This is a genomic window from Streptomyces sp. NPDC053069, from assembly GCF_044546895.1.
Classification (GTDB): Bacteria; Actinomycetota; Actinomycetes; order Streptomycetales; family Streptomycetaceae; genus Streptomyces.
Genome location: NZ_JBITZN010000011.1, coordinates 156,222 through 179,892, shown reverse-complemented (window position 1 = coordinate 179,892; position 23,671 = coordinate 156,222). Strand labels below are relative to the sequence as shown.

General features: G+C 72.3%; 20 protein-coding genes and 1 pseudogene. 10 read left to right on the top strand and 11 right to left on the bottom strand.

The features are described from left to right. The first annotated feature begins 98 nt into the window (after positions 1 to 98). The 3 genes from ACIGXP_RS25565 to ACIGXP_RS25555 are packed head-to-tail and all read left to right on the top strand — an operon-like array spanning position 99 to position 3,101. A complete protein-coding gene (locus ACIGXP_RS25565) occupies positions 99 to 1,376 on the top strand; it encodes an ABC transporter substrate-binding protein (RefSeq protein WP_399771887.1) in 1,278 nt (425 codons plus the stop codon). Further along, complete coding sequence (locus tag ACIGXP_RS25560; RefSeq protein WP_399771885.1) at positions 1,373 to 2,275, top strand: carbohydrate ABC transporter permease; 903 nt, start codon at positions 1,373 to 1,375, stop codon at positions 2,273 to 2,275. Before ACIGXP_RS25565 ends, ACIGXP_RS25560 begins: the two co-directional genes overlap by 4 nt. Continuing rightward, a complete protein-coding gene (locus tag ACIGXP_RS25555; protein ID WP_399771882.1) occupies positions 2,268 to 3,101 on the top strand; it encodes a carbohydrate ABC transporter permease in 834 nt (277 codons plus the stop codon). Before ACIGXP_RS25560 ends, ACIGXP_RS25555 begins: the two co-directional genes overlap by 8 nt. A 6-nt stretch (positions 3,102 to 3,107) precedes the next feature. On the opposite strand, the pseudogene ACIGXP_RS25550 reads toward ACIGXP_RS25555, so the two are convergent. The 5 genes and pseudogenes from ACIGXP_RS25550 to ACIGXP_RS25530 form a co-directional block, all read right to left on the bottom strand. Then, positions 3,108 to 3,251: pseudogene (locus tag ACIGXP_RS25550) on the bottom strand (SDR family oxidoreductase); the annotation flags it as partial. 226 nt (positions 3,252 to 3,477) lie between these two features. Then, complete coding sequence (nirD, locus tag ACIGXP_RS25545) at positions 3,478 to 3,828, bottom strand: nitrite reductase small subunit NirD (RefSeq protein ID WP_363215681.1); 351 nt, start codon at positions 3,826 to 3,828, stop codon at positions 3,478 to 3,480. Next, complete coding sequence (nirB, locus tag ACIGXP_RS25540) at positions 3,825 to 6,437, bottom strand: nitrite reductase large subunit NirB (RefSeq protein ID WP_399771878.1); 2,613 nt, start codon at positions 6,435 to 6,437, stop codon at positions 3,825 to 3,827. Before nirB ends, nirD begins: the two co-directional genes overlap by 4 nt. Continuing rightward, complete coding sequence (locus ACIGXP_RS25535) at positions 6,437 to 7,651, bottom strand: NAD(P)/FAD-dependent oxidoreductase (RefSeq protein ID WP_399771875.1); 1,215 nt, start codon at positions 7,649 to 7,651, stop codon at positions 6,437 to 6,439. The genes nirB and ACIGXP_RS25535 overlap by 1 nt, the downstream gene beginning before the upstream one ends. Positions 7,652 to 7,719: 68 nt before the next feature. Then, positions 7,720 to 8,664 (bottom strand): NAD(P)-dependent oxidoreductase, encoded by a 945-nt coding sequence (locus tag ACIGXP_RS25530; RefSeq protein ID WP_399771872.1) that lies wholly within the window; start codon positions 8,662 to 8,664, stop codon positions 7,720 to 7,722. A 99-nt stretch (positions 8,665 to 8,763) separates the two neighbouring features. Here ACIGXP_RS25530 and ACIGXP_RS25525 point away from each other — a divergent pair, with 99 nt between their 5' ends. Further along, positions 8,764 to 9,108 carry a winged helix-turn-helix transcriptional regulator gene (locus ACIGXP_RS25525; RefSeq protein ID WP_399771869.1) on the top strand — a complete coding sequence of 115 codons (345 nt, stop codon included), beginning with the start codon at positions 8,764 to 8,766 and terminating at the stop codon, positions 9,106 to 9,108. 4 nt (positions 9,109 to 9,112) lie between these two features. Here the strand turns inward: ACIGXP_RS25525 and ACIGXP_RS25520 are convergent, their stop codons facing one another. The 3 genes from ACIGXP_RS25520 to ACIGXP_RS25510 all read right to left on the bottom strand — a co-directional run bounded on the left by ACIGXP_RS25520 (position 9,113) and on the right by ACIGXP_RS25510 (position 12,519). Next, positions 9,113 to 9,748, bottom strand: coding sequence for a class F sortase (locus ACIGXP_RS25520; protein WP_399771866.1), 636 nt, complete (start codon positions 9,746 to 9,748; stop codon positions 9,113 to 9,115). 340 nt (positions 9,749 to 10,088) lie between these two features. Beyond that, on the bottom strand, positions 10,089 to 10,598 hold the full coding sequence (locus ACIGXP_RS25515) for a hypothetical protein (protein ID WP_363215687.1): 510 nt from the start codon (positions 10,596 to 10,598) through the stop codon (positions 10,089 to 10,091). Positions 10,599 to 10,866: 268 nt separating this feature from the next. Beyond that, complete coding sequence (locus ACIGXP_RS25510) at positions 10,867 to 12,519, bottom strand: M4 family metallopeptidase (RefSeq protein WP_399771863.1); 1,653 nt, start codon at positions 12,517 to 12,519, stop codon at positions 10,867 to 10,869. A 139-nt stretch (positions 12,520 to 12,658) separates the two neighbouring features. On the opposite strand from ACIGXP_RS25510, the gene ACIGXP_RS25505 reads away from it, so the two are divergent. From ACIGXP_RS25505 to ACIGXP_RS25495, 3 genes are all read left to right on the top strand, one after another. After that, entirely contained in the window at positions 12,659 to 13,102 is a 444-nt protein-coding gene (locus ACIGXP_RS25505) for a gamma-glutamylcyclotransferase family protein (protein ID WP_399771860.1), read from the top strand. A 130-nt stretch (positions 13,103 to 13,232) separates the two neighbouring features. Beyond that, positions 13,233 to 14,423 carry an NAD(P)/FAD-dependent oxidoreductase gene (locus ACIGXP_RS25500; protein WP_399771857.1) on the top strand — a complete coding sequence of 397 codons (1,191 nt, stop codon included), beginning with the start codon at positions 13,233 to 13,235 and terminating at the stop codon, positions 14,421 to 14,423. Positions 14,424 to 14,433: 10 nt separating this feature from the next. Further along, complete coding sequence (locus tag ACIGXP_RS25495) at positions 14,434 to 15,372, top strand: sigma-70 family RNA polymerase sigma factor (protein WP_363215691.1); 939 nt, start codon at positions 14,434 to 14,436, stop codon at positions 15,370 to 15,372. A gap of 33 nt (positions 15,373 to 15,405) precedes the next feature. Here the strand turns inward: ACIGXP_RS25495 and ACIGXP_RS25490 are convergent, their stop codons facing one another. The 3 genes from ACIGXP_RS25490 to ACIGXP_RS25480 form a co-directional block, all read right to left on the bottom strand. After that, the gene (locus ACIGXP_RS25490; RefSeq protein WP_399771854.1) at positions 15,406 to 17,664 is read right to left on the bottom strand and encodes a molybdopterin oxidoreductase family protein; all 2,259 of its coding nucleotides are present in this window, start codon (positions 17,662 to 17,664) and stop codon (positions 15,406 to 15,408) included. A gap of 111 nt (positions 17,665 to 17,775) precedes the next feature. Then, complete coding sequence (locus ACIGXP_RS25485) at positions 17,776 to 19,245, bottom strand: membrane-associated oxidoreductase (protein ID WP_399771851.1); 1,470 nt, start codon at positions 19,243 to 19,245, stop codon at positions 17,776 to 17,778. Positions 19,246 to 19,247: 2 nt separating this feature from the next. Beyond that, positions 19,248 to 19,928, bottom strand: a complete 681-nt coding sequence (locus ACIGXP_RS25480; RefSeq protein WP_363215694.1) for an ElyC/SanA/YdcF family protein — start codon at positions 19,926 to 19,928, stop codon at positions 19,248 to 19,250. Positions 19,929 to 20,084: 156 nt separating this feature from the next. Between ACIGXP_RS25480 and ACIGXP_RS25475 the strand changes: the two genes are divergently transcribed. The 3 genes from ACIGXP_RS25475 to ACIGXP_RS25465 all read left to right on the top strand — a co-directional run bounded on the left by ACIGXP_RS25475 (position 20,085) and on the right by ACIGXP_RS25465 (position 23,665). Continuing rightward, on the top strand, positions 20,085 to 20,942 hold the full coding sequence (locus tag ACIGXP_RS25475; RefSeq protein ID WP_399771849.1) for a sirohydrochlorin chelatase: 858 nt from the start codon (positions 20,085 to 20,087) through the stop codon (positions 20,940 to 20,942). Between the two features lie 75 nt (positions 20,943 to 21,017). Further along, positions 21,018 to 22,289, top strand: coding sequence for a deoxyguanosinetriphosphate triphosphohydrolase (locus tag ACIGXP_RS25470; RefSeq protein ID WP_363215696.1), 1,272 nt, complete (start codon positions 21,018 to 21,020; stop codon positions 22,287 to 22,289). Positions 22,290 to 22,393: 104 nt separating this feature from the next. Beyond that, positions 22,394 to 23,665 (top strand): FAD-dependent oxidoreductase, encoded by a 1,272-nt coding sequence (locus ACIGXP_RS25465; RefSeq protein WP_363215697.1) that lies wholly within the window; start codon positions 22,394 to 22,396, stop codon positions 23,663 to 23,665. The last annotated feature ends 6 nt before the right edge of the window (positions 23,666 to 23,671 follow it).

Genomic DNA, 23,671 nt, shown 5'->3' with positions numbered 1-23,671 from the left:
ACACACGGCCGCAACCCCTCTTTCGTAATCGGCGCGCATGGTTGATCGTTGGGCCGTGCATCGATGGCGAGGACGACCGACGTCAGGGGGCACCGACGATGACGATCAGCCGCAGAGCACTGCTGGCCGCGGGAGCCGGGGCGGCAGGCGCCGGATTACTCGCCGGCTGCGGCTCCCACACCGGGCGTGAGGGCAAAGGCGCCGACGGGACGGAGCTGTCGCAGTGGTACCACCAGTACGGCGAGGCCGGCACCGAGCAGGCCGTCGAGCGGTACGCCGCCGCCTACAAGAAGGCACGGATCAAGGTGCAGTGGCGGCCCGGGAACTACGACCAGCAGACCGCCGCCGCCCTGCTCACCGACTCCGGACCGGACGTCTTCGAGGTGAACGGACCCACGCTCGACCAGATCCAGGGCGGCCAGGTCGTCGACCTCACCGATCTGATCGAGGGCGTGAAGGGCGACTTCAATCCGGCCGTGCTCACACCGAAGACCCACGAGGGGAGGGTCTGGGGCATTCCGCAGGTCATCGACATGCAGATGCTCTATTACCGCAAGAGCCTGCTGAAGGACGCCGGGGTCGAGCCGCCCGCCACGCTCGACGCCCTCGTGGACGCCGCCCGCAGACTCACCGGCAGCAAGGTCAAGGGGCTGTTCCTGGGCAACGACGGGGGAGCCGGTGTGCTCGGTGGCACACCCCTGTACGCCGCCGGGCTCCAGCTCGTCACCGAGGACGGCAGGCCCGGCTTCGACGACCCCGCCGCCGCCCGCACCCTCGGCAAGCTGCACCGGCTGTACGCCGACAAGTCCCTCCTCCTCGGCGCGCCCGCCGACTGGTCCGACCCCTCCGCCTTCATCCAGGGGCTGACCGCGATGCAGTGGTCCGGGCTGTGGGCGCTGCCGCAGGTGCAGAAGGAGCTGGGGGACGACTTCGGCATCCTGCCGTTCCCCGCGGACGGCAGCCACGGGAAGCCCGCCGTACCCGTCGGAGCCTACGGCGCCGCCGTCAGTGCGCGCGGCAGGCACCCGGAGGCCGCCAAGGAGTTCGTGAAGTGGCTGTGGGTCGAACGGACCGACCTGCAGGAGGACTTCGCGCTGTCCTACGGCTTTCACATCCCGGCACGGATCTCCCTCGCCAGGAAGGCGGCCAAGCTGCGGTCGGGCGCCGCCGCCGACGCCGTCCGCTTCACCACCGACCACGGCTACGCCCAGCCCCTGCTGTGGACGCCCGCTTCGCAGACCGCCTACCAGGACGCGCTCAGCCGGATCATCACGAGCGGGGCCGATCCGGCGAGTGAACTGCGGGCGGTCGTACGGAAGGTGACCGGCGAACTCGCCCGTGTGAAGAACGGGAAGAAGGCGAAGCAGACGTCGTGAGGCGCCGCAGAGCACTCTGGTTCTGGGTGTTCGTGGGGCCGTTCGCGCTCGGGCTCGCGCTGTTCACGTACGTGCCACTGCTGTGGAGCGTGGGCCTGAGCTTCTTCGATGCCCACAACACGGTCACGCCGACGCACTTCACCGGGCTGGACAACTACACGGCGATGCTGCGCGACGACGCGTTCGTCGGCAGTCTGAAGACCTTCCTGGTCTTCACCGCCTTCATCGTGCCGGTCACCTACGTGTGCGCGCTCTCCCTCGCCCTGATGGTGAACCGGCTGAAGCGCGCTCGTGCGTTCTTCCGGTCGGTGTTCTTCCTTCCGGCCGCGTGCAGTTACGTCGTCGCCGCGCTGGTGTGGAAGATGTCGATCTTCAACGGGGTGCGGTTCGGGCTGGCCAACACCGTGCTGGGATGGTTCGGCGGTGATCCCGTCGCCTGGCTGTCGACCACCGATCCGCCCTGGTACTGGCTGGTCGTCGTGTCCGTACGGCTGTGGCTGCAGGCCGGGTTCTACATGATTCTCTTCCTGGCCGGGCTGCAGCGGATCGATCCGGTTCTGTACGAAGCGGCCGCCGTGGACGGGGCCCGGCCGGGGTGGACCGTGCTGCGGCACATCACCCTGCCCCAGCTGCGGGCCACTTCGGTCGCGGTGGTGCTGCTGCTCGTCATCAACGCCTTCCAGGCCTTCGACGAGTTCTACAACCTGCTGTCCGATGCGAGGGGGTATCCGCCGTACGCCCGGCCGCCGCTCGTCTACCTCTACTACACCGCCCTCGGACAGGGGCAGAACCTCGGGCTCGGCAGCGCGGGCGCGGTGATCCTCGCGCTGGTCGTCGCCGTCGTCACGGTGGGGCAGACGCGGTGGCTGAAACTGGGAAGGACGGACGCCGATGGATGACGCCCTGGTGCGGGCCGGGCGGGCGCTCAGGCTGGTGCTGCTCGTCGCGCTCGCGCTCGTCTTTCTGATCCCGTTCTATCTGCTGCTGCGCAACGGCCTGTCGAGCGAGCAGGACATCACCTCGCCCGAATGGACCTTCGTCCCGGCCGAGTTGAGGTGGGGGAACGTCCGGGAGCTGTTCGCCGACCCGTCCGTCCCCTTCGCCCGCTCCCTGCTCAACTCCGCGCTGATCGCCGTCGCGACGACGCTGGGCACCCTGTTCCTCGCGTCCCTCGCGGGCTACGGCCTCGCCCGCATCCCCTACCGGCACGCGAACAAGGTCTTCTACGGCATCCTCGGCACCCTGCTGGTCCCGGCCGCCGTCACCTTCGTACCGAGCTTTGTGCTGGTGTCGTCGCTGGGCTGGATCTCCACCCTGCGCGGACTGATCATCCCGACGCTGTTCCCGGCGTTCGCCTGCTTCGTCTTCCGGCAGTACTTCCTCGGTTTCCCACGGGAGCTGGAGGACGCGGCGCAGGTCGACGGGCTCGGGTACTGGCGCACGTACTGGCTGGTGGTCGTGCCGAACGCGCGGCCGGTGTTCGCGGCGGTGGGCACGATCGTCTTCCTCGGCGCGTGGAACTCCTTCCTGTGGCCGCTGGTGATCGGGCAGGACCGGAACGCCTGGACGGTCCAGGTGGCATTGTCGTCGTTCACGACGTCCCAGGTGATCCGGCTGCACGAGCTGTTCGTCGCGGCCGTCGTGTCGATCCTGCCGCTGCTGCTGGTGTTCCTGTGCTTCCAGCGGTGGATCGTGGCGGGGGTGGAGCGGTCGGGGATCGACTGAACCGGGTCAGGCCGTCGAGCCGCAGTCCACCACCAGGTCGGTGCCGACGACCGAAGCCGCGTCGTCAGAGGCCAGACAGAGCACGGCGGCGGCGACCTCCTCGACGGTGGAGACCCGGCCGAGCGGCACCTCGGCGCGCATCCGGGCGGCCGTCCGGAACTGCGGGGTGCGCAGCACCGCGAGCGGTACGAAGCCTGCCGGCCGACGGCGTTCTCGTCGTCGGCTCGCCCCCCTCGGCGTCGGGGCAGGCGCGGCAGAGAGCGTCGTCTCGGCGCCGGTCACCAGCAGGCAGGCCAGGGTGACCGGCGTCCTCCGGGCGACTCCGCCACGCCCCCGGACCGTCGGGCCGTCCGGGCAGGAGGCCGAGCTGCCGCGGCTACAGCGCCCGTACCTCGTAGGCCGCCACCTGCACGGCCTCGTCGTCCAGGCACTGCCCGCTGATCAGGTCGAAGCGCTGCTTCAGCAGGGGCGAGGCCACGAACGGGCGGCCGGAGTGGGTGCCGGTCAGGCCGCGGGAGAGGACGGCCGCACCGGTGAAGGGGTCGCGGTTGTCGACGGCGTACAGCCGGTCGGTGCGGTCGCGGAAGAGGGCCACCTGGCGGCCGTCCGGCAGCAGCGCGGCCACCCCGCGGCCGGGGCTGAGCGCGCTCAGGTCGCAGGCCGTGAACCAGCCGTCGGCAAGCCGGAGCTGGACCTTCAGGTCGGTGGTCTCAAGAGCCAGGGTCATCGCTGGGCGCTTCCTTCCAGGACGTCGTCGGCGGGCCGCAGGCCGATGGACAGCAGCGGCAGGTCGGGCTTGATCTGGTCGCGCTCGGGGACGAAGGCGACGACCGGGTCCGGGGTGTCCGGGGCGTTCACGAAGGACACGAACCGGGCGAGCTTCTCGGGGTCGTTGATGGTCTCCGCCCACTCGTCGCGGTAGTGGGCGACGTGCGCCCGCATCAGCTGCTCCAGCTCGTCGCAGATGCCGAGCGAGTCGTGCACCACCACGTCCCGTACGTGGTCCAGGCCGCCGGGGATCCGCTCCAGCCAGGTGCTCGTGCGCTCCAGCCGGTCGGCGGTGCGGATGTAGAACATCAGGAACCGGTCGATGAGGCGGACGAGTTCGGCGTCGGACAGGTCCTGCGCGAGCAGGTCCGCGTGGCGCGGGGTGGCGCCGCCGTTGCCGCCGACGTACAGGTTCCAGCCGTTGGAGGTGGCGATGACCCCGAAGTCCTTCGACTGGGCCTCGGCGCACTCGCGGGCGCATCCGGAGACGGCGGACTTGAGCTTGTGCGGCGACCTCAGGCCCCGGTAGCGCAGCTCCAGGTCGATCGCCATCCTGACGGAGTCCTGGACGCCGTAGCGGCACCAGGTGGAGCCCACACAGGACTTCACCGTGCGCAGCGCCTTGCCGTAGGCGTGCCCCGACTCGAAGCCGGCGTCCACCAGCCGCGCCCAGATCAGCGGCAGTTGCTCGACCCGCGCGCCGAACATGTCGATCCGCTGGCCGCCGGTGATCTTCGTGTAGAGGCCGAAGTCCCGGGCGATCTCGCCGATCACGATCAGCTTCTCGGGCGCGATCTCACCGCCGGGGATGCGCGGCACGACCGAGTACGAGCCGTTCTTCTGCAGGTTGGCCAGGAAGTGGTCGTTGGTGTCCTGCAGGGCGGCCTGCTCGCCGTCGAGGACGTAGCCGCTCGCGCCGATCGCCGGGGCGAGGGAGGCGATGATCGAGCCGACGGCCGGCTTGCAGATCTCGCAGCCGTCGCCGCCCCGGGCACCCTCACGGCCGTGGCGGTCCAGCAGCTCCCGGTACGACGTGATGCGCAGGGCGAGGACGATCTCGTACAGCTCCTCGCGGGTCTGGGCGAAGCAGCCGCACAGGCCCTTGTCCACCTCGATGCCGGACGCCTCCAGCTCGGCGTCGACCAGCTGGCCCAGCACCTTCACACAGGAGCCGCAGCCGGTACCGGCCTTGGTGCACTTCTTCACCTCGGGCACGGTGGTGCACTTGTGCTCCGTCACCGCCCCGCGGATGGTGCCCTTGCTGACGTTGTGGCAGGAACAGATGATCGCCTCGTCCGGGAGGGCGGACGGGCCGAGCTGGGCCCCCGAGTCGGCTCCGGCGGGCAGGACGAGCGACTCGGGGGAGATCGGGGGCACCGAGCCGGTCAGCGCGCGCAGGGTCCCGTACGCGTCGGCGTCACCGACCAGGATGCCGCCGAGCAGCGTGCCGTCCGCGCCGATGACCAGCTTCTTGTACAGCCCGGCGCGGGAGTCGGAGTAGACGACGTCCAGGCAGTCCTCGGTGGTGCCGTGCGCGTCACCGAAGGACGCCACGTCCACGCCGAGCAGCTTCAGCTTGGTGGACAGGTCGGCGCCGGTGAAAGCGGCCTCGTCGGAGGCGATCGTCGCCGCGGCCGTCTCCGCCTGCTCGTACCCGGGCGCCACCAGGCCGTACACCCGGCCGTCCGCCGCCAGCGCGCACTCGCCGATCGCGAACACGTGCGGGTCGGTGACCGTACGGCACTGCTCGTCCACGGTGATGCCGCCGCGCTCGCCGACGGCGAGGCCGCAGTCCCGGGCGAGCTGGTCGCGGGGCCGTACACCGGCGCTGAACACCACCATGTCGGTGGCCAGTTCGGAGCCGTCGGACAGCTTCATGCCGGTGACCGCGCCGGAAGCGTCCGTGACGATCTCCTGCGTGCCCACGCCCGTGTGCACGCTCAGGCCCATGCCCTCGATCGTCCGCAGCAGCGCCGCGCCACCGCCCTCGTCGACCTGCACCGGCATCAGGCGCGGCGCGAACTCCACGATGTGCGCGGTCAGTCCGAGCCCCTTCAGGGCACCGGCGGCCTCCAGGCCGAGCAGGCCGCCGCCGACCACGGCGCCGGTCGTCGCCCGCGTCTTCGCGTACTCCTCGATGGCGAGCAGGTCCTCGATCGTGCGGTAGACGAAACAGCCCTCGGCGTCCTTGTTCGGGACCGGCGGTACGAACGGGTACGAGCCGGTGGCCAGGACCAGGGTGTCGTACGCGAAGACCCGGCCGGACCTGGCCGTGACCGTCCTCGCCTCGCGGTCGACGGTCTCCGCCGGGTCGCCGACGTACAGCTCGATGCCGTGCGTGTGGATGAACTCCATGTCGGTCATGGAGAGGTCCTCGGGTGTCCTGCCCGAGAAGTACGAGGTGAGGGCGACACGGTCGTACGCCGGACGCGGCTCCTCGCACAGCACGACCACGCGGTGCGTGGCGGTCAGGCCGCGCTCGGCGAGCGCTTCGAGGAAGCGCTGGCCGACCATGCCATGGCCGACGAGCACGATCGTGGGGGTGTCCGTGCGGGTGTCCGTGGACATCAGGAGCCTCCGTCGTTGGTGAGCAGGTGGAGCAGGGGGCCGTCGTCGGGGAGCGGCTCTGCTCCCTCCCAGGCGCGGGCGAGCGCGCCGACGGTGCCGAGTTCGCCGACGAGGACCCCGCCGACCAGGCGGTCGTCGCGGACGACGACCTTGCGGTAGGTGCCGCGGGTGGCGTCGGCGAGCCGTATGACGTCGTCGCCGGGGCGCGCCTCGGTCTCGCCGAACGCGGCCAGGTCGAAGGGGGAGCCCGGGCCGGTGAGGGTCAGCCGGGTCAGGGAACGGGTGCCGCGGTAGCGCGCGTTCGCGTCCCCGGCGAGCAGTTCGGCGAGCGCGTCGGCCTGTTCCAGGGCCGGGACGGCCAGGCCGTAGACCGTGCCGTCGTGCTGGACGCAGTCGCCGACGGCGTGGATGTGCGGGTCGGAGGTGCGCAGCGCGTCGTCGACGAGGATGCCCTTGTGGACGGCGAGACCCGCCTGCTCGGCGAGTCCGGTGCGCGGCCGTACCCCGCAGGCGAGGACCACGAGGTCGGCGTCGAGCGCGTACCCGTCGGCCATCTCCACGGAGCGGACCGCACCGCCGACGCAGCGCACGTCCCGCACCCGGCACTCGGTGTGCACCTCGACGCCCAGGTCCGTGAGGTGCCGCAGCACCAGCCGCGAGGCGTCCGGGTCCAGCTGGCGTTCCATGAGCCGCTCGGCCTGCTGGGCGAGGACCACCTGTGCGCCGCGCACGGCGAGCGCGCGGGCGGCGGAGACGCCGAGCAGCCCGCCGCCGATGACGACCGCGCGCACGCCCGGCCGGACCGCCTTGGCCAGCCCCAGGCAGTCGTCCAGCGTGCGGAACGCGTGGACGCCCTCGGGGAGCTGGTGGCCGGGCGTGAACAGACCGCGCAGGGGCGGAAGTACGGGGTTGGAGCCGGTGGCGAGGACCAGCGTGTCGTATGCGATCGAGGAGCCGTCGGCGCACTCGACGGTCCGGGCGCCCCGGTCGATACCGGTGACCCGGGCCCGCAGCAGCCCCGCCGGCACCGGCAGGCCGATCACCTCCGGGGCGTAGCGGCCGGCCAGCACCTCCGCGAGCAGCACCCGGTTGTACGGAGGGTGCTCCTCCTCGCCGACGAGCAGCGCGGGCGTGCCCAGCTCACCGAGCCGCCGGGCGAGCCGCACGCCCGCGAGGCCGGCGCCGATCACCACCACACGCGTATTCGAGGTCATGCCCTTGAGCGTGCGGTCCCGACGTTACCCGGCCGCATCACATCTGTTTCCCGTGAGGAACGCTGCCCTCAGCTGCCGTGGCGGGGGCGTGTGAGGTCGGTCCGTCGTTCGGCTGCGGCCCGCGGCTCCTTCGCGTCCCTTCGGGGCACTCGGCGGCGCAGCAGGTCCACCAGGCCCACCGTGTCCTCCTCACCGTGTCCGTCCGCCAGGCGCCGGGCCATCAGGTCCAGGAACGGGGTGAGCAGCTCGGCGCTCACTCCCTGCTCCTCGGCCGTGCGCAGCAGGGTCCCGGCCCCCGCGACCTGCATGGCCAGGCTGGACACGACTCCGCCGGTGCGGTCGCCGCTCTCCAGCCGTTCGGCCGTCCGGTGGGCCATGCCGGCCATCGCGTCCAGCCACGGCACGAGCACCTCGGCGAACTCCCCGAGCGCCACGTCCTCGCCCCGCACCAGCGCGAAGGCGTGCGTGATGCCCGCGAACATGCCGTACATGGCGCTCAGCAGCGCCACGTCGTGCAGCGCGGCGAGCCCGGGGTCGGCGCCGACGTACCGGGTGCCGGCCGGCACGGCGAGGGTGTCCCGGTGCTCCTCGAACAGCTCCCGGTGGCCGCTGTAGAAGACGTATGCGCCGGGCGTGCCGATCATCGGGGGTACGGCCATGATCCCGCCGTCCAGGAGACGCGCCCCGCGCTCCTCGGCCCAGGCGGCCCGGGCCCGGGCGTCGGCGGGGGTGCCGGTGGTGAGGTTCACCAGGTCCCGGCCGGTCAGGTCGGTGTCCGCCAGGGCGCTGCCCACGGAGGCGTCGTCCAGCAGGCAGACGACGGTGAGCCGGTTCGCGGCCACTGCCTCCGCCGCGCTCCCGGCGGCCACCGCACCCTCGGCGGTGAGGGCGGCGGTGCGTTCGGGGGTGCGGTTCCAGACGGTCAGCGGGTGCCCGGCGGCGAGCCAGGCCCGTCCGAGGGCGGTGCCCATCGCGCCGGTGCCGAGCAGGGTCAGGGGTGAGATGTCGGTCATGGCGGCTAGGCTCGCTCGCGGGAGCCGCCCCGCGTAAGTACCTACTTCGGAGTGGGTGGTTACCCCGAGGAAAGGGCGCAGGCCGCGAAGGGGGAGGGCATGCCGGTCGGACGAAGGCCCGGGGCGTACGTCTGCGGAATCGACGCGGCGATGGACGTCATCGGCGGCAAGTGGAAGGTGCTGATCCTGTGGGCGCTGAACGAACGCCCGCACCGGTTCGGTGAGCTGCGCAGAGCGCTGCCCGGCGTGACGGAGAAGGTGCTCGCCGCGCAGCTGCGTGAGCTGGAGGCGGACGGCGTCGTGCACCGCGAGGAGTACGACGAGGTGCCGCCCCGCGTCCTGTACACGCTGACCGACCGGGGCACCCTGCTGAACGAGGCGCTGAGGCCGCTGGGGGCGTGGGGGACGGAGCACGTGCTGGGCGGGGAGCCGGCGCCGCACTGAGCCGTCACCGGCTGCCCGTCAGATGCGCGAACACCACGACGTTGCCCTGATAGCCCGTGGCCTTCGAATAGCCCCCGCCGCAGGTGATGACGCGGAGCTCGGGGCGGGGAGCCGCGCCGTACACCTTGTCGTCGGGGAAGTCGCGGGCCGCGTACACCTCCACCGCGTCCACGCTGAACACGGCCACGGTGCCGTCCCGGCGGTCCACCTCGATGCGGGCGCCCCGCTTGAGCGCGCCCAGGTCGTAGAAGACGGCGGGACCCTCGGTGTTGTCGACGTGCCCGGCGACGATCGCGGTGCCCGTCTCACCGGGCATGGTGCCGGACTCGTACCAGCCGGCCAGGTTCTTGTTCTTGGCGGGCGGCACGTCCAGGCTGCCGGACGGGGTGAGGGACAGGCCCATCAGCGGGGCGTTCACCCGGATCGAGGGGATGCGGATGCGCAGGGGCGGGGACGGCGCGAGCGCGGGGGCCGTGAGGCGCTCCTCGCCGGGATCCGGGCGGCCCTCGGCGGCGGCCGGCTGCGGTGGCGTGTCCGTCCCGGCACCGCCGAGCAGCCACACCCCGCAGCCGAGGGCCACGACGGTGAGCGCGGCTATCGCGGTGTCACCGACCCGGCCGCGCCTGGCGCTCCTGCGCATACGAACCCCTCTCCCGGGGCGGACCCCCGAATACCGGAGCGGACACCTGATCCGGGGGCGGCCTCCTGAGTCCGGGAGGCGGACCCTTGATTTCCGGAGCGGACCCCTGAGTCCGGGGGCGGCCTCCTGAGTCCGGGGGGGCGGACCCCTGAGCCCCCGAGCGGACCCCTGACTTCCGGAGCGGCCCCCGAGCTCCGGACGGGACCCCTGAATTGCGGAGGGCACCTCCTGAATCGCGGAGCGGACCCCGGAGACCCGTTCCCCTCCGGGCCGCGAGGGGCATCGGACCCGGAGGGGGCGGGACATGCGGTACCGGCCGACGGACAGCGGAGGGTGTCCGTCAGATCCCGTCGCCTCTCGCCCGGCGATGCAGGAGCCAGGTACCGCCCGCGGCGGCGACGGCCAGTGCCGCCACACCCGCCGTGGTCTGCACGGGGCCGGGGCCGAGTGCGCCGCCGACCCCCGTCTTCACGCTTCCCCGCGGCTGCAGCTGCTCGTGCACCGCGCTCAACGCGACCACCAGATCGCCCCTCACCTGCCGGCCGCCCTCCGCGCAGGTGGCGACGATCTCGTACGTCCCCGGCTGCGCGCTCGGCGGCACCTGGAACTGGCCGATCGCCTCGCCCTCGTGCGAGCTGGGCGCCAGTGTGAAGGTCCCGGCTCCGACCGCGCCCGCGTCCCCGGTCGCCGAGCCCTTGTCCCCGCACGCGGCGGTGTTCACCGTGACCTGGCCGCCGGGAGTCACGGTGGAGGGGTACACGTCCAGGCTGCCGGCGCCGGCGGCGTGGGCGGGTGCGGCGGCCGCCACGACGAGCGCGGTACCGGTCAGCAGACGGGCGGTGCGGCGCATGGTGCTCCCCGGGGCTTCGGGTCTCGGTCCGTTCGTTACCGAGGTAAGTCGCAGTCCCGGAGTTCCGCTCCCTGAGGGCCCGTCAGAAATGCGGTGAACGGGTGTCGTCCCCGGCCCCCACACGGCCTAGCCCGCATGAAGTCCGGGCAGGTCACAGGGGCTGCGCGGACCGGCGCGAGAGGCCGGTGCGAAGAGAACACGAATGGACGAGAGGGCCGGTGCCCGCCCAGGCACCGGCCCTCTCGGGGTTCACGCGGATCCCACGCGCTCAGTTCACGTTGACGGCACTCCAGGCCGCCGCCACTGCGTTGTACTCCGTGCTGCCCGCGCCGTACAGGTCCTTGGCGGCGTTCAGGGTCGCCGTACGGGCCCCCTTGTAGTTCGTGGAGGAGGTCATGTAGACCGTCAGCGCCCGGTACCAGATCTTGCCGACCTTGTCCCGGCCGATGCCGGTGACCGTGGAGCCGTTGTACGTCGGCGAGTTGTAGCTGACGCCGTTGATCGTCTTGGGCCCGCTGCCCTCCGCGAGGAGGTACGCGAAGTGGTTGGCGACGCCCGACGAGTAGTGGACGTCCAGGTTCCCCACCGACGAACTCCAGTAGTCCGCCGAGTTGCCGTCCTTGGACGGCTTGTCCATGAAGCGCAGGGCGGGCTGGCCGAAGCCGGGCTTCACGATCTTCTCGCCGATGAGGTAGTCACCGGCGTCGGAGGGGTTGTTCGCGTACCACTCGACCATCGTGCCGAGGATGTCCGAGGTGGCCTCGTTGAGCCCGCCGGACTCGCCCGAGTAGGTCAGCGCGGCGGATTTGGAGGTGACCCCGTGGGTCATCTCGTGCCCGGCGACGTCGAGGGCCACCAACGGCCCGAAGGTGGTCCCGTCACCGTCACCGTACGTCATGCAGAAGCAACTGTCGTCCCAGAAGGCGTTGTTGTAGTTGCTGCCGTAGTGGACGCGGTTGTACGAGCCCTTGCCGTCGCCGCCGATGCCGTTGCGGCCCTGGACGTTCTTGTAGTAGTCCCAGGTCTCGTTGGTGCCGTACTGGGCGTCGACGGCGGCCGAGGCCCGGTCGGAGGTGGTGCCGCTGCCCCAGTGGTTGTCGGAGTCCGTGAACAGCGTCGCGGGCGCCCGGCTGAAGCAGATGCCGAAGAAGCACAGGTCGGTCTTGCCCTCCGCGTCACCGGTGAAGGTGTTGCCGCGGGTCGGGTCCTTGAGCTGGTACGACGATCCCGACTGGGTCGTCTCCAGCGGCACCGTCCCGCTGTAGAGCGACTTGCCGTCGCCGGCGGCGGTTTCGATGCTGTCCCAGGCGTCGATCTGGGCGCCGGTGCGGGCGTCGGTCAGCACGGTCCGGGCGACCGGGTTGCCGAGCGAGTCCAGGCCGGCCGCGTTGGTGCGCCAGGCGAGTCTCGGGGTGCCGTGCAGGGCGTCGACGATCAGCTCGGGCTTGGCCTTCACCTGCTTCAGCGCGTTGCCGAGGTGGGCGGCGCGCAGGGCGTTCACGGCGAGGTCGGCGGCCTTGGGGGCGGAGACCTCCGGCAGGATCGAGCGGAGGGATATCGGGCTGCGGGTCGCACGGTTCGCGCTGCGGTAGGCGCCGTCCCGGGCCAGGTGGACCACGAAGTCGCCGCCCAGTACGGGCAGTCCGTGGTACGTGCGGTCGTAGCGGACGTGCTGGGTGCCGTCCTTGTCCACGATCACGTCGCGGACGCTGGTGTGCTCGGCGGAGGTCAGGCCCAGGCTCGTGGCGTGGGCCAGGAGCGCCGACGCCGCGTTCTGGATCGCGGTGGCCCGGCTCGGTCTCGGGTCGGCGTGGGCGGCGGGGGAGAGGGCGACGGTCAGCAGGGTCGCGGTGGTGACGGCGACGCCGGCGGTGGTGGTGAGACGACGGGTTCCTCGGACGTGCTGGCGTATCCGGCTCATCTGTCTCCTCGGGGAGGCGCCGATCGGGGCGTGGGGGTGGCGCTGATGTCCACAGAGATTTAAGGGCCGCTGACATGTCATGTCCATAGCCCCTTCATGGAGATGTGTGAGGAGCCGAAGGGGGTACAGAATCGTTTCCGTGATCACTGAGGAACCCGAGCGGTCCGGAACCCCCCTGCCGTTCTTCGTCTACGGCACCCTCCGCCCCGGCCAGGCCAACCACGAGCTGTTCCTGCGGGGCCGCACCGCGTCGGAGGAACCGGCCCGGCTGCCCGGCGCGGCGCTCTACGACGGCCCCGGCCACCCCTACGCCGTCGAGCGGCCGGGCGCCGAGGTGCGGGGCGAACTGGTCACCGCCCGGCCGGAGTCGTACACCGAACTCCTCGCTGCCCTGGACCGCCTGGAGGAGTACGTGCCGGGCGGCCCGCGCAACCTCTACGAACGCGTCGCCCGCGAGGTCCGGCGCACCATCGACGGCACCGCCGCCGAGGCCTGGGTCTATCTGGCCGCCCCGCGTGTCGCCGCCCGGCTGCGGACCGAGGGCAAGCCGATCGAGGACGGAGACTGGCTGTCCCGGCGCTGAGCCGGCCGCCGAGCAGCGGTCCCCGGCGGAATCGTGTCCTGGTTCAGTGACCCGGGTCACACCTGGTTCCTGTCAGCAATCGCGGCGCCATCTCGTTCAAGGGGCACGTGAACGAGACAGGAGCAACGCCATGACGCACCGCATCGTGGTACTCGGCGCCGGATACGCCGGGGCCTTCGCCGCCGGCAGCCTGGCCCGCCGGCTCTCCCGGGCCGACACCGAGATCACCGTCGTCAACGCCGTACCCGACTTCGTCGAGCGGATGCGGCTCCACCAGCTCGCGATCGGCCAGGATCTCGCGTTCCGCAAGCTCGCCGACGTCTTCGCGGGCACCGGGGTGCGGCTGTGTCTGGCGCGCGTCACCGGCGTCGATCCCGAGCGCAGGACCGTCGCCGTCACCGGCGAGGACGGCGACGGCGAACTCGCGTACGACACGCTGCTGTACGCGCTCGGCAGCTCCGTGGCCCACCACGGTGAGCGCGGCGTGGCCGAGTACGCCTTCGACGTGACCGGCCGGTCCTCGGCGCTGCGTCTGCGCGAACGCCTGGCCGGCCTGGGCGAGGGCGGCACCGTGCTGATCGTCGGTGAGGGGCTGACGGGCATCGAGACCGCCACCGAGTTCGCCGAGTCCCGGCCCGACCTCTCGGTCGCGCTCGCCGCCCGGGGTGAGCCGGGCGCCTGGCTCTCCCCGAGGGCACGCCGTCACCTGCGCCAGGTCTTCGACCGGCTCGGCGTCACCGTCCACGAACACACCGGCATCGAAGCCGTCGAGCCGACACGGGCGATCGCCGCCGACGGTACGTCCATCCCGGCCGACGTGACCGTGTGGTCGGCCGGGTTCGCCGTGCACCCCATCGCGGCCGCCAGCGGCCTGGAGGTCGCCGAGACCGGCCAGATCGTCGTCGACCGCAGCATGCGCTCGGTCTCGCACCCGGACGTCTACGCCGTCGGTGACTGCGCCTACGCGATCGGCGAGAACGGCCGGCCGCTGCCGATGTCCTGCGCCTCGGCCGGGTACACCGGCATGCAGGCGACCGCCGCGATCATCGCGCGCCTGACGGGCAGTGAGGTCCCGACCACCGGGCTGAAGTACTACGGCAACCACATCAGCCTCGGGCGGCGGGACGCGATCTTCCAGATGGTGGACGGCAACGTCCGGTCGAAGTCCTGGTACCTGGGTGGCCGGACCGCCGCGTGGCTCAAGTCGGGCGTGCTCAAGGGGGCCGGGTGGAGCGTCGCCCACCCGACCTTCGGCATGCCGGCGCGCAGGCGCCGCCTGGCCACCGCGCCCGACCGGACCGGTGTGAGGGCCGCCGCCTAGGCTGCCCCGCATGGACAGTGCAGCCATCGATCGGTTCGAGGCCAGCCGGGACCGGCTGGCCTCGCTCGCGTACCGTCTGCTCGGCTCGGCCGCCGACGCCGAGGACGCCGTGCAGGACACGTTCCTGCGCTGGCAGGACGCGGACCGGGAACGTATCGGGGTGCCGGAGGCGTGGCTGACCAAGGTCGCCACCAATCTCTGCCTCGACCGGCTCCGCTCGGCGCAGGCGCGCCACGAGCGGGCGGCCGGTGCCTGGCTGCCCGAGCCGCTCCTCGAAGGGGACCCGATGCTCGGCCCCGCCGATACCTTCGAGCAGCGCGAATCGGTGTCCTTGGCCGTGCTGACCCTGATGGAGCGCCTCTCGCCGGTCGAACGGGCCGCTTACATCCTGCGCGAGGCCTTCTCGTACAGCCACGCCGAGATCGCGGGGATCCTCGACATCACCGAGTCCGCGAGCCAGCAGCATGTCCACCGGGCCCGACGCCGGGTCGCCGCCGAGCGCCGCGGCGGCGGCGAGGCGGACCCTGCGACCGCGCGCCGGATCGTCGAGGAGTTCCTCGTCGCCGCCACGTCGGGGCGCACCGAACGGCTGGTGGCGATGCTCACCGCCGACGCCACCGCGGTCTCGGACGGCGCCGGACTGGCCAGGAGGCTGCTGCGGTACACGACACGCGAGCGCATCGCCGCCTCCGTGCGGGCCGGCTTCAAACCCACCGCGGCGAAGCGTCGGTTGGCCGGTGGCTCCCCCGCCCTCCACGTCGCGCTGGTCAACGGATCCCCGGCCGTCGTCGCCGTGGTCGAGGACCGGGTCGTGGGCGCCGTGGCGTTCGACATCAGCGACGGGAGGATCGCGTCCCTGCGCGGCATCGCCGCCGCGGACCGGCTCGGGCGCCTCAATGCCGCCTGGCGGCAGTACGAACCCGACGCGCCGGTCGTCCAAGCATGGTGAGCAGAGCCATCGGAAATTCCGGTTCCCGACGCTCTATGCCTGTGAGCCGAGAACCTCCACCCGCACCGCGCACGACTTGAACTCCGGCATCCGGGACGTCGGGTCGAGGGCCGGGTTGGTCAGGGTGTTGGCGCGGCCCTCGCCCGGCCAGTGGAACGGCATGAAGACGGTGTCGGGGCGGATGGCCGAGGTGATGCGGGCCGGGGCCACGGCTCGGCCGCGCCGGGAGACCACCGTCACCGGGTCGCCCTCGGCCGCGCCGATGCGGGCGGCGAGGCGGGGGTGCAGTTCCACGAAGGGACCGGGGGCGGCGGCGTTCAGCTCGGGGACCCGCCGCGTCTGCGCCCCCGACTGGTACTGCGACACCACCCGGCCCGTGGTCAGCACCAGCGGGAACTCCGCATCGGTCTCCTCCGCCGTCGCCCGGTGCGTCACGGCGACGAACCGGGCCCGGCCGTCCGCGGTGGCGAACCGGTCGAGGAACAGGCGGGGCGTTCCTGGATGGACCACGGGCAGTACGGACCCCGCGTCCCGCGCCGGGTCATTCACGGCCGGCCCGGCTGTGCTGTCGGTGTCCCGGGCGGGGTCTTCGGGCAGGGTGTCGAGCAGTGTGTCCTCGCCGTCGGCGGTGGCGGATGCATCCGTGGGGATGTCGCCGTGGGTTCGGGTGGCCGGGTCGGCCGTGGGTGCCGGGCAGGGCCAGAAGATGCCGTTCTCCTGCGCCAGGCGGCGGTAGCTGATGCCCGAGTAGTCGGCGGGGCCGCCCGCGCTCGCCCGGCGCAGTTCCTCGAAGACCTCCTCGGGGTCCGTCGGGAACCCCTTCTCCACGCCGAGGCGGGCCGACAGCTCGTGCAGGACGTACAGGTCGCTGCGGACCCCGGGCGGCGGGGCGACCGCCTGGCGGCGCAGCAGGACCCTGCCCTCCAGGCTGGTTGTCGTGCCTGTCTCCTCCGCCCACTGGGTGACCGGCAGCACGACGTCCGCCAGCTCCGCCGTCTCGGACAGGACGACGTCGGCCACCGCCAGGAAGTCCAGCGAGCGCAGCCGTTCCTCGATGTGGGCCGCGCGCGGCGCCGACACCACCGGGTTGGAGCCCATCAGCAGCAGCGCCCGGACGTCCGTGCCGAGGGCGTCGAGGAGTTCGTACGCGCTGCGTCCGGGGCCGGGAAGGGAATCCGGGTCCACCCCCCACACGCCCGCCACATGCGCCCGCGCCGCCGGGTCGTCCAGCTTGCGGTAGCCGGGCAGCTGGTCCGCCTTCTGTCCGTGTTCGCGCCCGCCCTGCCCGTTGCCCTGCCCGGTCAGGCACCCGTACCCGGACAGCGGGCGGCCCGCCCGGCCGGTCGCCAGGCACAGGTTGATCCACGCGCCCACCGTGTCCGTCCCCTTGGACTGCTGCTCCGGCCCCCGCGCCGTGAGCACCATCGCCGACTCCGGTTCGCAGAACAGCCGTACCGCCTGCCGGAGCTGGGGAACGGACACCCCCGTGATCCGCTCCACCTGCTCCGGCCAGTGCGCCATCGCCGCGGCCCGTGCCTCCTCCCAGCCGGTGGTCCGCTCGCGGATGAACTCCTCGTCCGTCCGTCCCTCGGCCACCACCAGGTGCAACAGACCGAGGGCGAGGGCGAGATCCGTACCCGGGCGGGGGGCCAGATGCAGGTCCGCCTGCTCGGCCGTCCTCGTCCGCCGCGGGTCCACGACGATCAACGTGCCGCCGTTCTCGCGCAGTTCGGTGAAGAAACGCAGCGACGGCGGCATGGTCTCCGCGAGGTTCGAGCCGACGAGGATCACGCACCCCGTCTTCGGGACGTCCTCCAGCGGGAACGGCAGCCCCCGGTCCAGCCCGAACGCCTTCGTACCGGCCGCTGCGGCCGACGACATGCAGAAACGGCCGTTGTAGTCGATCTGCGAGGTGCCGAGCACGACCCGGGCGAACTTGCCCAGTGCGTACGCCTTCTCGTTCGTGAGCCCGCCCCCGCCGAACACCCCCAGCGCGTCGGCGCCGTACTCCTCCCGCGTGCTCCCGAGCCGCTCGGCGATCAGGTCCAGTGCCGCCTCCCAGCTCGCCTCGACCAGCCGGCCGCCGGACCGGACCAGCGGCGAGGTCAGCCGCACCGCGGGCGACAGCACCTGGGCCGCCGTACGGCCCTTGCCGCACAGCGCGCCCCGGTTGACCGGGAAGTCCGTCCGCTCGGTCACCTCGACGCCCCCCTGCGGCAGGGGCGTGACATTCATCCCGCACTGCAAGGCGCAGTACGGGCAGTGGGTGGGCGTCGAGGCGATCGTTTCCATACCGCCAGCGTGCGTCGACCGTGTTACGGCCCCGGACCGCTCCCGGTTACACGCCCGGCACGGCCACCTCCCCGCCGGGCCGGGCGCGCCGTGAGGTCCGGGGCCCGGTGCCTACTGCCGGTTCAGGGAGCGGGTGACACCCGCCGCGATCGTCGTCGCCAGCACCCAGCCGGCGGCGATCAGCAGATACGACAGCCACTGGTACCCGTCGCGCGGCGCGAACGCCCCCTCCTGGCCGAAGTCGATGATCGGCAGCAGCAGGTCCAGGGTGTAGAAGAGCGGGTTGAACGCGGGTGCCTCGGAGGGCTTGAGGGCCGGCGGATGGTGCAGGGCGAACGCGAGCGTGCCGGTGCACAGCAGCAACAGCAGCCAGCCCGCGGCCCGCATCGGGCGGAAGCCGTAGCCGACGGCCGCGTCCTGGAGGTATCCCCACAGCCGGGCGTAGGGCGGCAGGGTGCTGCGGTGGCGACGGAGCTTGGCCAGCTGGACGGTACGGGCGGCGGCGTCGTCGCCCACCGTGCGGTACGCCGTGCTCAGCTGCTCGTAGGGGTGCGGAAGGTAACCGTCCGCCTCGCGTTCGAGCAGCGGAAGACGCTGCTCGGCCGGGAGGTGCGGGGTCAGGACGCGGTAGCCGAGCCCGTCGATCCGGACCTGCCGGGGCCACACCTCGGGCGGCACGTGCAGCAGGTCGACCTGGGCACGGCGCAGATTGACGGATCCCTCGATCGGCGCGGCCTCCCGCAGCCACAGCTCGCCGACGACACTGCTGCTGGCGCGCAGGGCCTGGCGGCCCGGATGGGACAGCCGGGCGTACGCGAGGTTGAGCTGGTGGGGAATCCGGGCGCCGCGAAGATTGAACCGCCCGTGGGCACGCAGCCGCATCCCCCGCAGATCGGTGCCGACCGACAGGGTCTCGGCGTCCAGGGCCTCCCCGCCGGGGTTCTGCAGCAAGGCGTCGTCGAGGTTCACCTGCCCGCCCACGGTGGTCCCCTTCAGCCGGACTTCGCCGTGCGCGACGAGCCCGACGGCCCACACGTCGGTGCCCACCTCGGCGTGGTTGAGCTGGAGCACGGGCTCCTCGGGGACCTCGCCGGGAGTGCCGAGCCGCGCCCCGTTGACGAAGAAGGCTCCGGACAGCTTCGCGCCCGCCAGCCGTACCGGACCGGCGATGCGGCAGCAGGTGATCCGCAGCACCCCGTCGACGTGAAGGGTCCCCGCGGTGAGCCCGGGAAGGACCGAATCGCTCAGGACCAGGGCGGGGATCCTCGCCCCGTACAGGTTCGGGCTCTCGTCGAAGTGGCAGGCCCGCAGCCGGACCGGGTGGCCGACCGTCCCGTACATCAGATGGAGCACGCCGGTGATGCGTGCGCCCCACACCTTCAGCCCGGCGATCCGGTCGCCGCGGACCGGCCCGTCGAGCAGCAGCGCCCGCAGCACCTCGGCCCGCAGCGTCCGCTCCGGACCCCATGAGGCGCCCTGCGCGGGGTCCTCGTCCTCGCTCTCCCGGAAGTCGACTCCCTCGCCGAGCGGAAAGGCCTCCCGGACACGGCGCTCGGCGGGCGTCAGATCCGTGATCTCCATGCTCAGTCCCGCGCCTGAGCCAGCGCCTTGGTGACCCCGTGCTCCCGTGGGCCGAGGAACGTGGGATCCGGACGGAACACCGCGTCCAGCACCGCCTTGCCCGCCGCGAACACCTCGCGCGTGCCGCCGTAGTACCAGGTCACGTCGTGCTTGTCGGCCACCCCGACCCCGTACGAGTCCACCCCCGCCGCCTCGCACAGCGCCACCGCCCGCCGGATGTGGAAACCCTGGCTGATCAGCACGGCCCGGTCCACGCCGAAGATCTTCCTGGCCCGCACACAGGAGTCCCAGGTGTCGAACCCGGCGTAGTCGCTGACGATCCGCCGGTCCGGCACCCCGTGCTTCGTCAGGTACGCACGCATGGCGTCGGGCTCGTCGTAGTCCTTGCGGCTGTTGTCCCCGGTGACCAGGACGACCTCGACCCGCCCGGCCCGGTACAGCTTCGCCGCCGCGTCCAGCCGGTGCGCGAGGTACGGCGACGGCTCCCCGTTCCACAGCCCGGCCCCGAACACCAGGGCGACCTGCGCCCGCGGGGCGTCCGCCGTCGTACGCAGCCGGTCCGCCGTGGACACGTACAGCCAGGTCACCGGCAGCAGCGCCAGCACACACCCGGCCATCACGGCCTGCAGCAGCCGCCGCTGCCCCCGACGGGAGCGCGGCAGCCGCGGTCGACGGAACTTCATACGGCCCCCCAGGGATCGGCTTGTCGACCATGGAGGACGCCGGCGACCGCCGATCCGGTTCGCCTCACATCGAGCATCCGTACGACGTGAAGCCACGGAAAACGCCCGTGACGGTCCGGCAACGGCCCCGCAATCTGAACCCGGCAGGATCCTTCCATGACGGCGTCGCACCCTCCCCGCTCCGAGTCCGACATCCACCTCGACAGCACGGCGCACCTCATGAACAGCATCGGCAACCGGCTCGCCGGGCAGCTCCGGCTCGTCTCCCCGCCCGTCCGCCGCCCGGCACCGCCCGCGCTCGTCCTGGTCGGCCACGGCAGCCGCGACCCGCGCGCGCTGGAGACCGTACGGACCCTGCGGGACCGCGTGCGCGAGCTGCGCCCCGGCCTGCCCGTCCACCTGGGCCACATCGAGCTGAACGAGCCCCTCCTCCCGGACACCCTCACCGCCCTCGGCGACGCCCCCGCCGTCCTGGTCCCGCTGCTCCTCTCCCGCGGCTACCACGTCAAGCAGGACATCCCCGAGATGGCCGCCGCGGCGAGGGCGAGCACCCGGGTGACCGCCCCGCTGGGGCCGCACCCGCTCCTCGTGGAGACCCTGTACGACCGGCTGCTGGAGGCAGGCTGGCCGACGGTGCCGGACGAGCCGACGCGCCGCACGAGCGCGGTGGTCCTCGCCGCCGCCGGCTCCCGCGACCCCGACTCGGCCACCGACACCCGCCGCACGGCCCGCCTCCTGGCCGACCGCCTGGGAGTCCCGGTCGTCCCGGCCTACGCCTCGGCAGCGGCCCCGACCGTCCCGACGGCCGTACGGGCACTGGCGGCACGCGGCCGGCACCGGGTGGCGATCGCGTCGTACTTCACGGCACCGGGACGCTTCGCGACCCAGTGCGCGCAGGCGGCGCCGTGGCTGGCATCGGCTCCCCTGGGCGCCCATCCGGCGATGGCCCGCCTGATCCTGCACCGGTACGACCAGGCGAGGGTGACGAGACAGGCGGAGTTGGCCTCGGCTTGAAAGAAGCAGCGACCCGGCAGACGAGCAGGCACCCGGCGCGACCCTTTTGTCACTGCCGACGCTTACTGTCGAACCATGGAAGGCACCCCCGACGGAACCTACGACCTCACTTCAGCGGAGCGCTGGGCCCCCGAGCCCGACAAACGCCCCGGCCGCACCGCCTTCCAGCGCGATCGCGCCCGCATCCTCCACTCAGCCGCCCTACGACGCCTCGCGGGCAAGACCCAGGTCGTCACACCGGGAGCCCACAGCCAGCTCTGGGACGCCAGCCCCAGAACCCGGCTCACCCACTCCCTGGAGTGCGCCCAGGTCGGCCGGGAGCTGGGCGCGGCCCTCGGCTGTGACCCCGACCTGGTCGAAGCCGCCTGCCTCGCCCACGACCTGGGCCACCCGCCCTTCGGTCACAACGGCGAACAGGCACTGAACGCCTTCGCGGACGACTGCGGCGGCTTCGAGGGCAACGCCCAGTCCCTCAGGCTCCTCACCCGCATCGAACCCAAACGGTTCACCGAAGACCGCTCCGTCGGCCTCAACCTCACCCGTGCCACCCTCGACGCAGCCACGAAATACCCCTGGCCCCGCGGCGCCCACCCCACCGACCCGGCATCCCCGAAGTTCGGCGTGTACGAGGACGACCGCCTGGTGTTCGACTGGATCAGAGCGCACGCCCCCGGCACCCGCACCTGCTTCGAGGCCCAGGTCATGGACTGGTCGGACGATGTGGCGTACTCGGTGCACGACGTCGAGGACGGCCTGCACGCCGGTCACATCGACCCCAACTGCCTGCACGCCGAGCCCGAGCGGCAGGCGGTCTTCGAGGTCGCCATCGGCCGGTACGTCCCCGCCGGCACCGACCCGTCCGAACTCTCCGCCGCCCTCGACCGGCTCCAGGACGAGGAGTGGTGGCCGCACGGCTACGACGGCACGGCGGTCGCGCAGGCCCGCCTGAAGGACGCCACCAGCCAGCTCATCGGCCGGTTCTGCCTGGCCGCCGAGAGCGCCACGCGCGCCGCGTACGGCAGCGGCCGGCTCACCCGCTACGGCGCCGAACTCGTCGTACCCCGCGAGGCCCGCATGGAGTGCGCGGTGCTCAAGGCGGTCGCGGACCGGTATGTGATGCAGCGCGCCGAGCAGGAACGGCTGCGCGCGGACCAGCGGGTCGTCGTGGCGGAGCTGGCCCAGGCGCTGACCGCCCGCGCGCCGGACGGGCTGGATCCGCAGTTTCGGGCACTCTTCGACGGGGCAGGCGACGACCACGCGCGCAAGCGGGTGATCGTCGACCAGATCGCCTCCCTCACCGACGCCTCGGCGCGCTCGCTGCACGCGAGACTGACGGGGCATATGTGAGAGGAACGTGACCGGCGGTGGCCTGATCGGGTCACCCCCTCTTCACGCAGCAGGCTGCGTGCGGGACGCTCGCATGTGGCGGCACCCTTACGAGGAGGCATCAAGTGGTCGACGCGGATCAGACATTCGTCATCGTCGGAGGCGGTCTCGCCGGTGCGAAGGCGGCCGAGACGCTCCGGGCGGAGGGCTTCACCGGCCGGGTGATACTGATCAGTGACGAGCGCGACCACCCCTACGAGCGCCCGCCCCTGTCCAAGGGCTATCTCCTCGGCAAGGAGGAGCGCGACAGCGTCTTCGTGCACGAGCCCGCCTGGTACGCGCAGAACGACATCGAGCTGCACCTGGGCCAGACCGTCGACCGCATCGACCGTACGGCGAAGACGGTCCGCTTCGGCGACGACGGCACCCTCGTCCGCTACGACAAGCTGCTGCTGACCACCGGCGCCGAGCCCCGCCGCCTGGACATCCCGGGCACGGACCTGGCGGGCGTGCACCACCTGCGCCGGCTCGCGCACGCCGAACGGCTCAAGGGCGTCCTCCAGCACCTCGGCCGGGACAACGGGCACCTGGTGATCGCGGGCGCCGGCTGGATCGGACTGGAGGTCGCCGCGGCGGCCCGCGAGTACGGCGCCGAGGTCACGGTGATCGAGCCGGCGCCGACGCCGCTGCACGGGGTGCTCGGCCCGGAGCTGGGCGGCGTCTTCGCGGAGCTGCACCGCGAGCACGGCGTCCGCTTCCACTTCGGGCGGCGGCTGACCGAGATCGTCGGCCAGGACGGCATGGTCCTCGCGGTCCGCACCGACGACGGCGAGGAACACCCGGCGCACGACGTGCTGGCGGCGATCGGCGCCGCGCCGCGGGTCGCTCTCGCGGAGGCGGCGGGGCTGGAGCTGGCCGACCGGGCGCGGGGCGGCGGTGTCGTGGTCGACGAGCGGTTGCGCACGTCCGACCCGGACATCTACGCGGCCGGTGACGTGGCGACCTTCCCGCTCGCGCTCTACGACACCCGGGTCCGCGTCGAGCACTGGGCGAACGCCCTGAACGGCGGCCCGGCCGCGGCGCGCTCGATGCTGGGCCAGGAGGTCGTCCACGACCGTGTGCCCTACTTCTTCACCGACCAGTACGACCTGGGCATGGAGTACAGCGGCTGGGCCCCGCCCGGCTCGTACGACGAAGTGGTGATCCGGGGCGACGCGGGCAAGCGGGAGTTCATCGCGTTCTGGGTCAAGGAGGGACGCGTGCTGGCCGGAATGAACGTGAACGTGTGGGATGTCACAGAGCAGATCCAGAAGCTGATCCGTTCCCGGGCCCAGGTGAACATCGAGGCACTCTCGGACCCCCACATCCCCCTCGACGGTCTCCTCTCCCCGAGCTGACGACCA

Excerpts from the sequence above, each read along its gene's own strand:
- ACIGXP_RS25565 (WP_399771887.1), top strand. The coding sequence starts at position 99 with ATGACGATCAGCCGCAGAGCACTGCTGGCCGCGGGAGCCGGGGCGGCA.
- ACIGXP_RS25555 (WP_399771882.1), top strand. The coding sequence starts at position 2,268 with ATGGATGACGCCCTGGTGCGGGCCGGGCGGGCGCTCAGGCTGGTGCTG.
- nirD (WP_363215681.1), bottom strand. The coding sequence starts at position 3,828 with ATGACCCTGGCTCTTGAGACCACCGACCTGAAGGTCCAGCTCCGGCTT.
- nirB (WP_399771878.1), bottom strand. The coding sequence starts at position 6,437 with ATGTCCACGGACACCCGCACGGACACCCCCACGATCGTGCTCGTCGGC.
- ACIGXP_RS25535 (WP_399771875.1), bottom strand. The coding sequence starts at position 7,651 with ATGACCTCGAATACGCGTGTGGTGGTGATCGGCGCCGGCCTCGCGGGC.
- ACIGXP_RS25530 (WP_399771872.1), bottom strand. The coding sequence starts at position 8,664 with ATGACCGACATCTCACCCCTGACCCTGCTCGGCACCGGCGCGATGGGC.
- ACIGXP_RS25525 (WP_399771869.1), top strand. The coding sequence starts at position 8,764 with ATGCCGGTCGGACGAAGGCCCGGGGCGTACGTCTGCGGAATCGACGCG.
- ACIGXP_RS25520 (WP_399771866.1), bottom strand. The coding sequence starts at position 9,748 with ATGCGCAGGAGCGCCAGGCGCGGCCGGGTCGGTGACACCGCGATAGCC.
- ACIGXP_RS25515 (WP_363215687.1), bottom strand. The coding sequence starts at position 10,598 with ATGCGCCGCACCGCCCGTCTGCTGACCGGTACCGCGCTCGTCGTGGCG.
- ACIGXP_RS25510 (WP_399771863.1), bottom strand. The coding sequence starts at position 12,519 with ATGAGCCGGATACGCCAGCACGTCCGAGGAACCCGTCGTCTCACCACC.
- ACIGXP_RS25500 (WP_399771857.1), top strand. The coding sequence starts at position 13,233 with ATGACGCACCGCATCGTGGTACTCGGCGCCGGATACGCCGGGGCCTTC.
- ACIGXP_RS25495 (WP_363215691.1), top strand. The coding sequence starts at position 14,434 with ATGGACAGTGCAGCCATCGATCGGTTCGAGGCCAGCCGGGACCGGCTG.
- ACIGXP_RS25490 (WP_399771854.1), bottom strand. The coding sequence starts at position 17,664 with ATGGAAACGATCGCCTCGACGCCCACCCACTGCCCGTACTGCGCCTTG.
- ACIGXP_RS25485 (WP_399771851.1), bottom strand. The coding sequence starts at position 19,245 with ATGGAGATCACGGATCTGACGCCCGCCGAGCGCCGTGTCCGGGAGGCC.
- ACIGXP_RS25480 (WP_363215694.1), bottom strand. The coding sequence starts at position 19,928 with ATGAAGTTCCGTCGACCGCGGCTGCCGCGCTCCCGTCGGGGGCAGCGG.
- ACIGXP_RS25475 (WP_399771849.1), top strand. The coding sequence starts at position 20,085 with ATGACGGCGTCGCACCCTCCCCGCTCCGAGTCCGACATCCACCTCGAC.
- ACIGXP_RS25470 (WP_363215696.1), top strand. The coding sequence starts at position 21,018 with ATGGAAGGCACCCCCGACGGAACCTACGACCTCACTTCAGCGGAGCGC.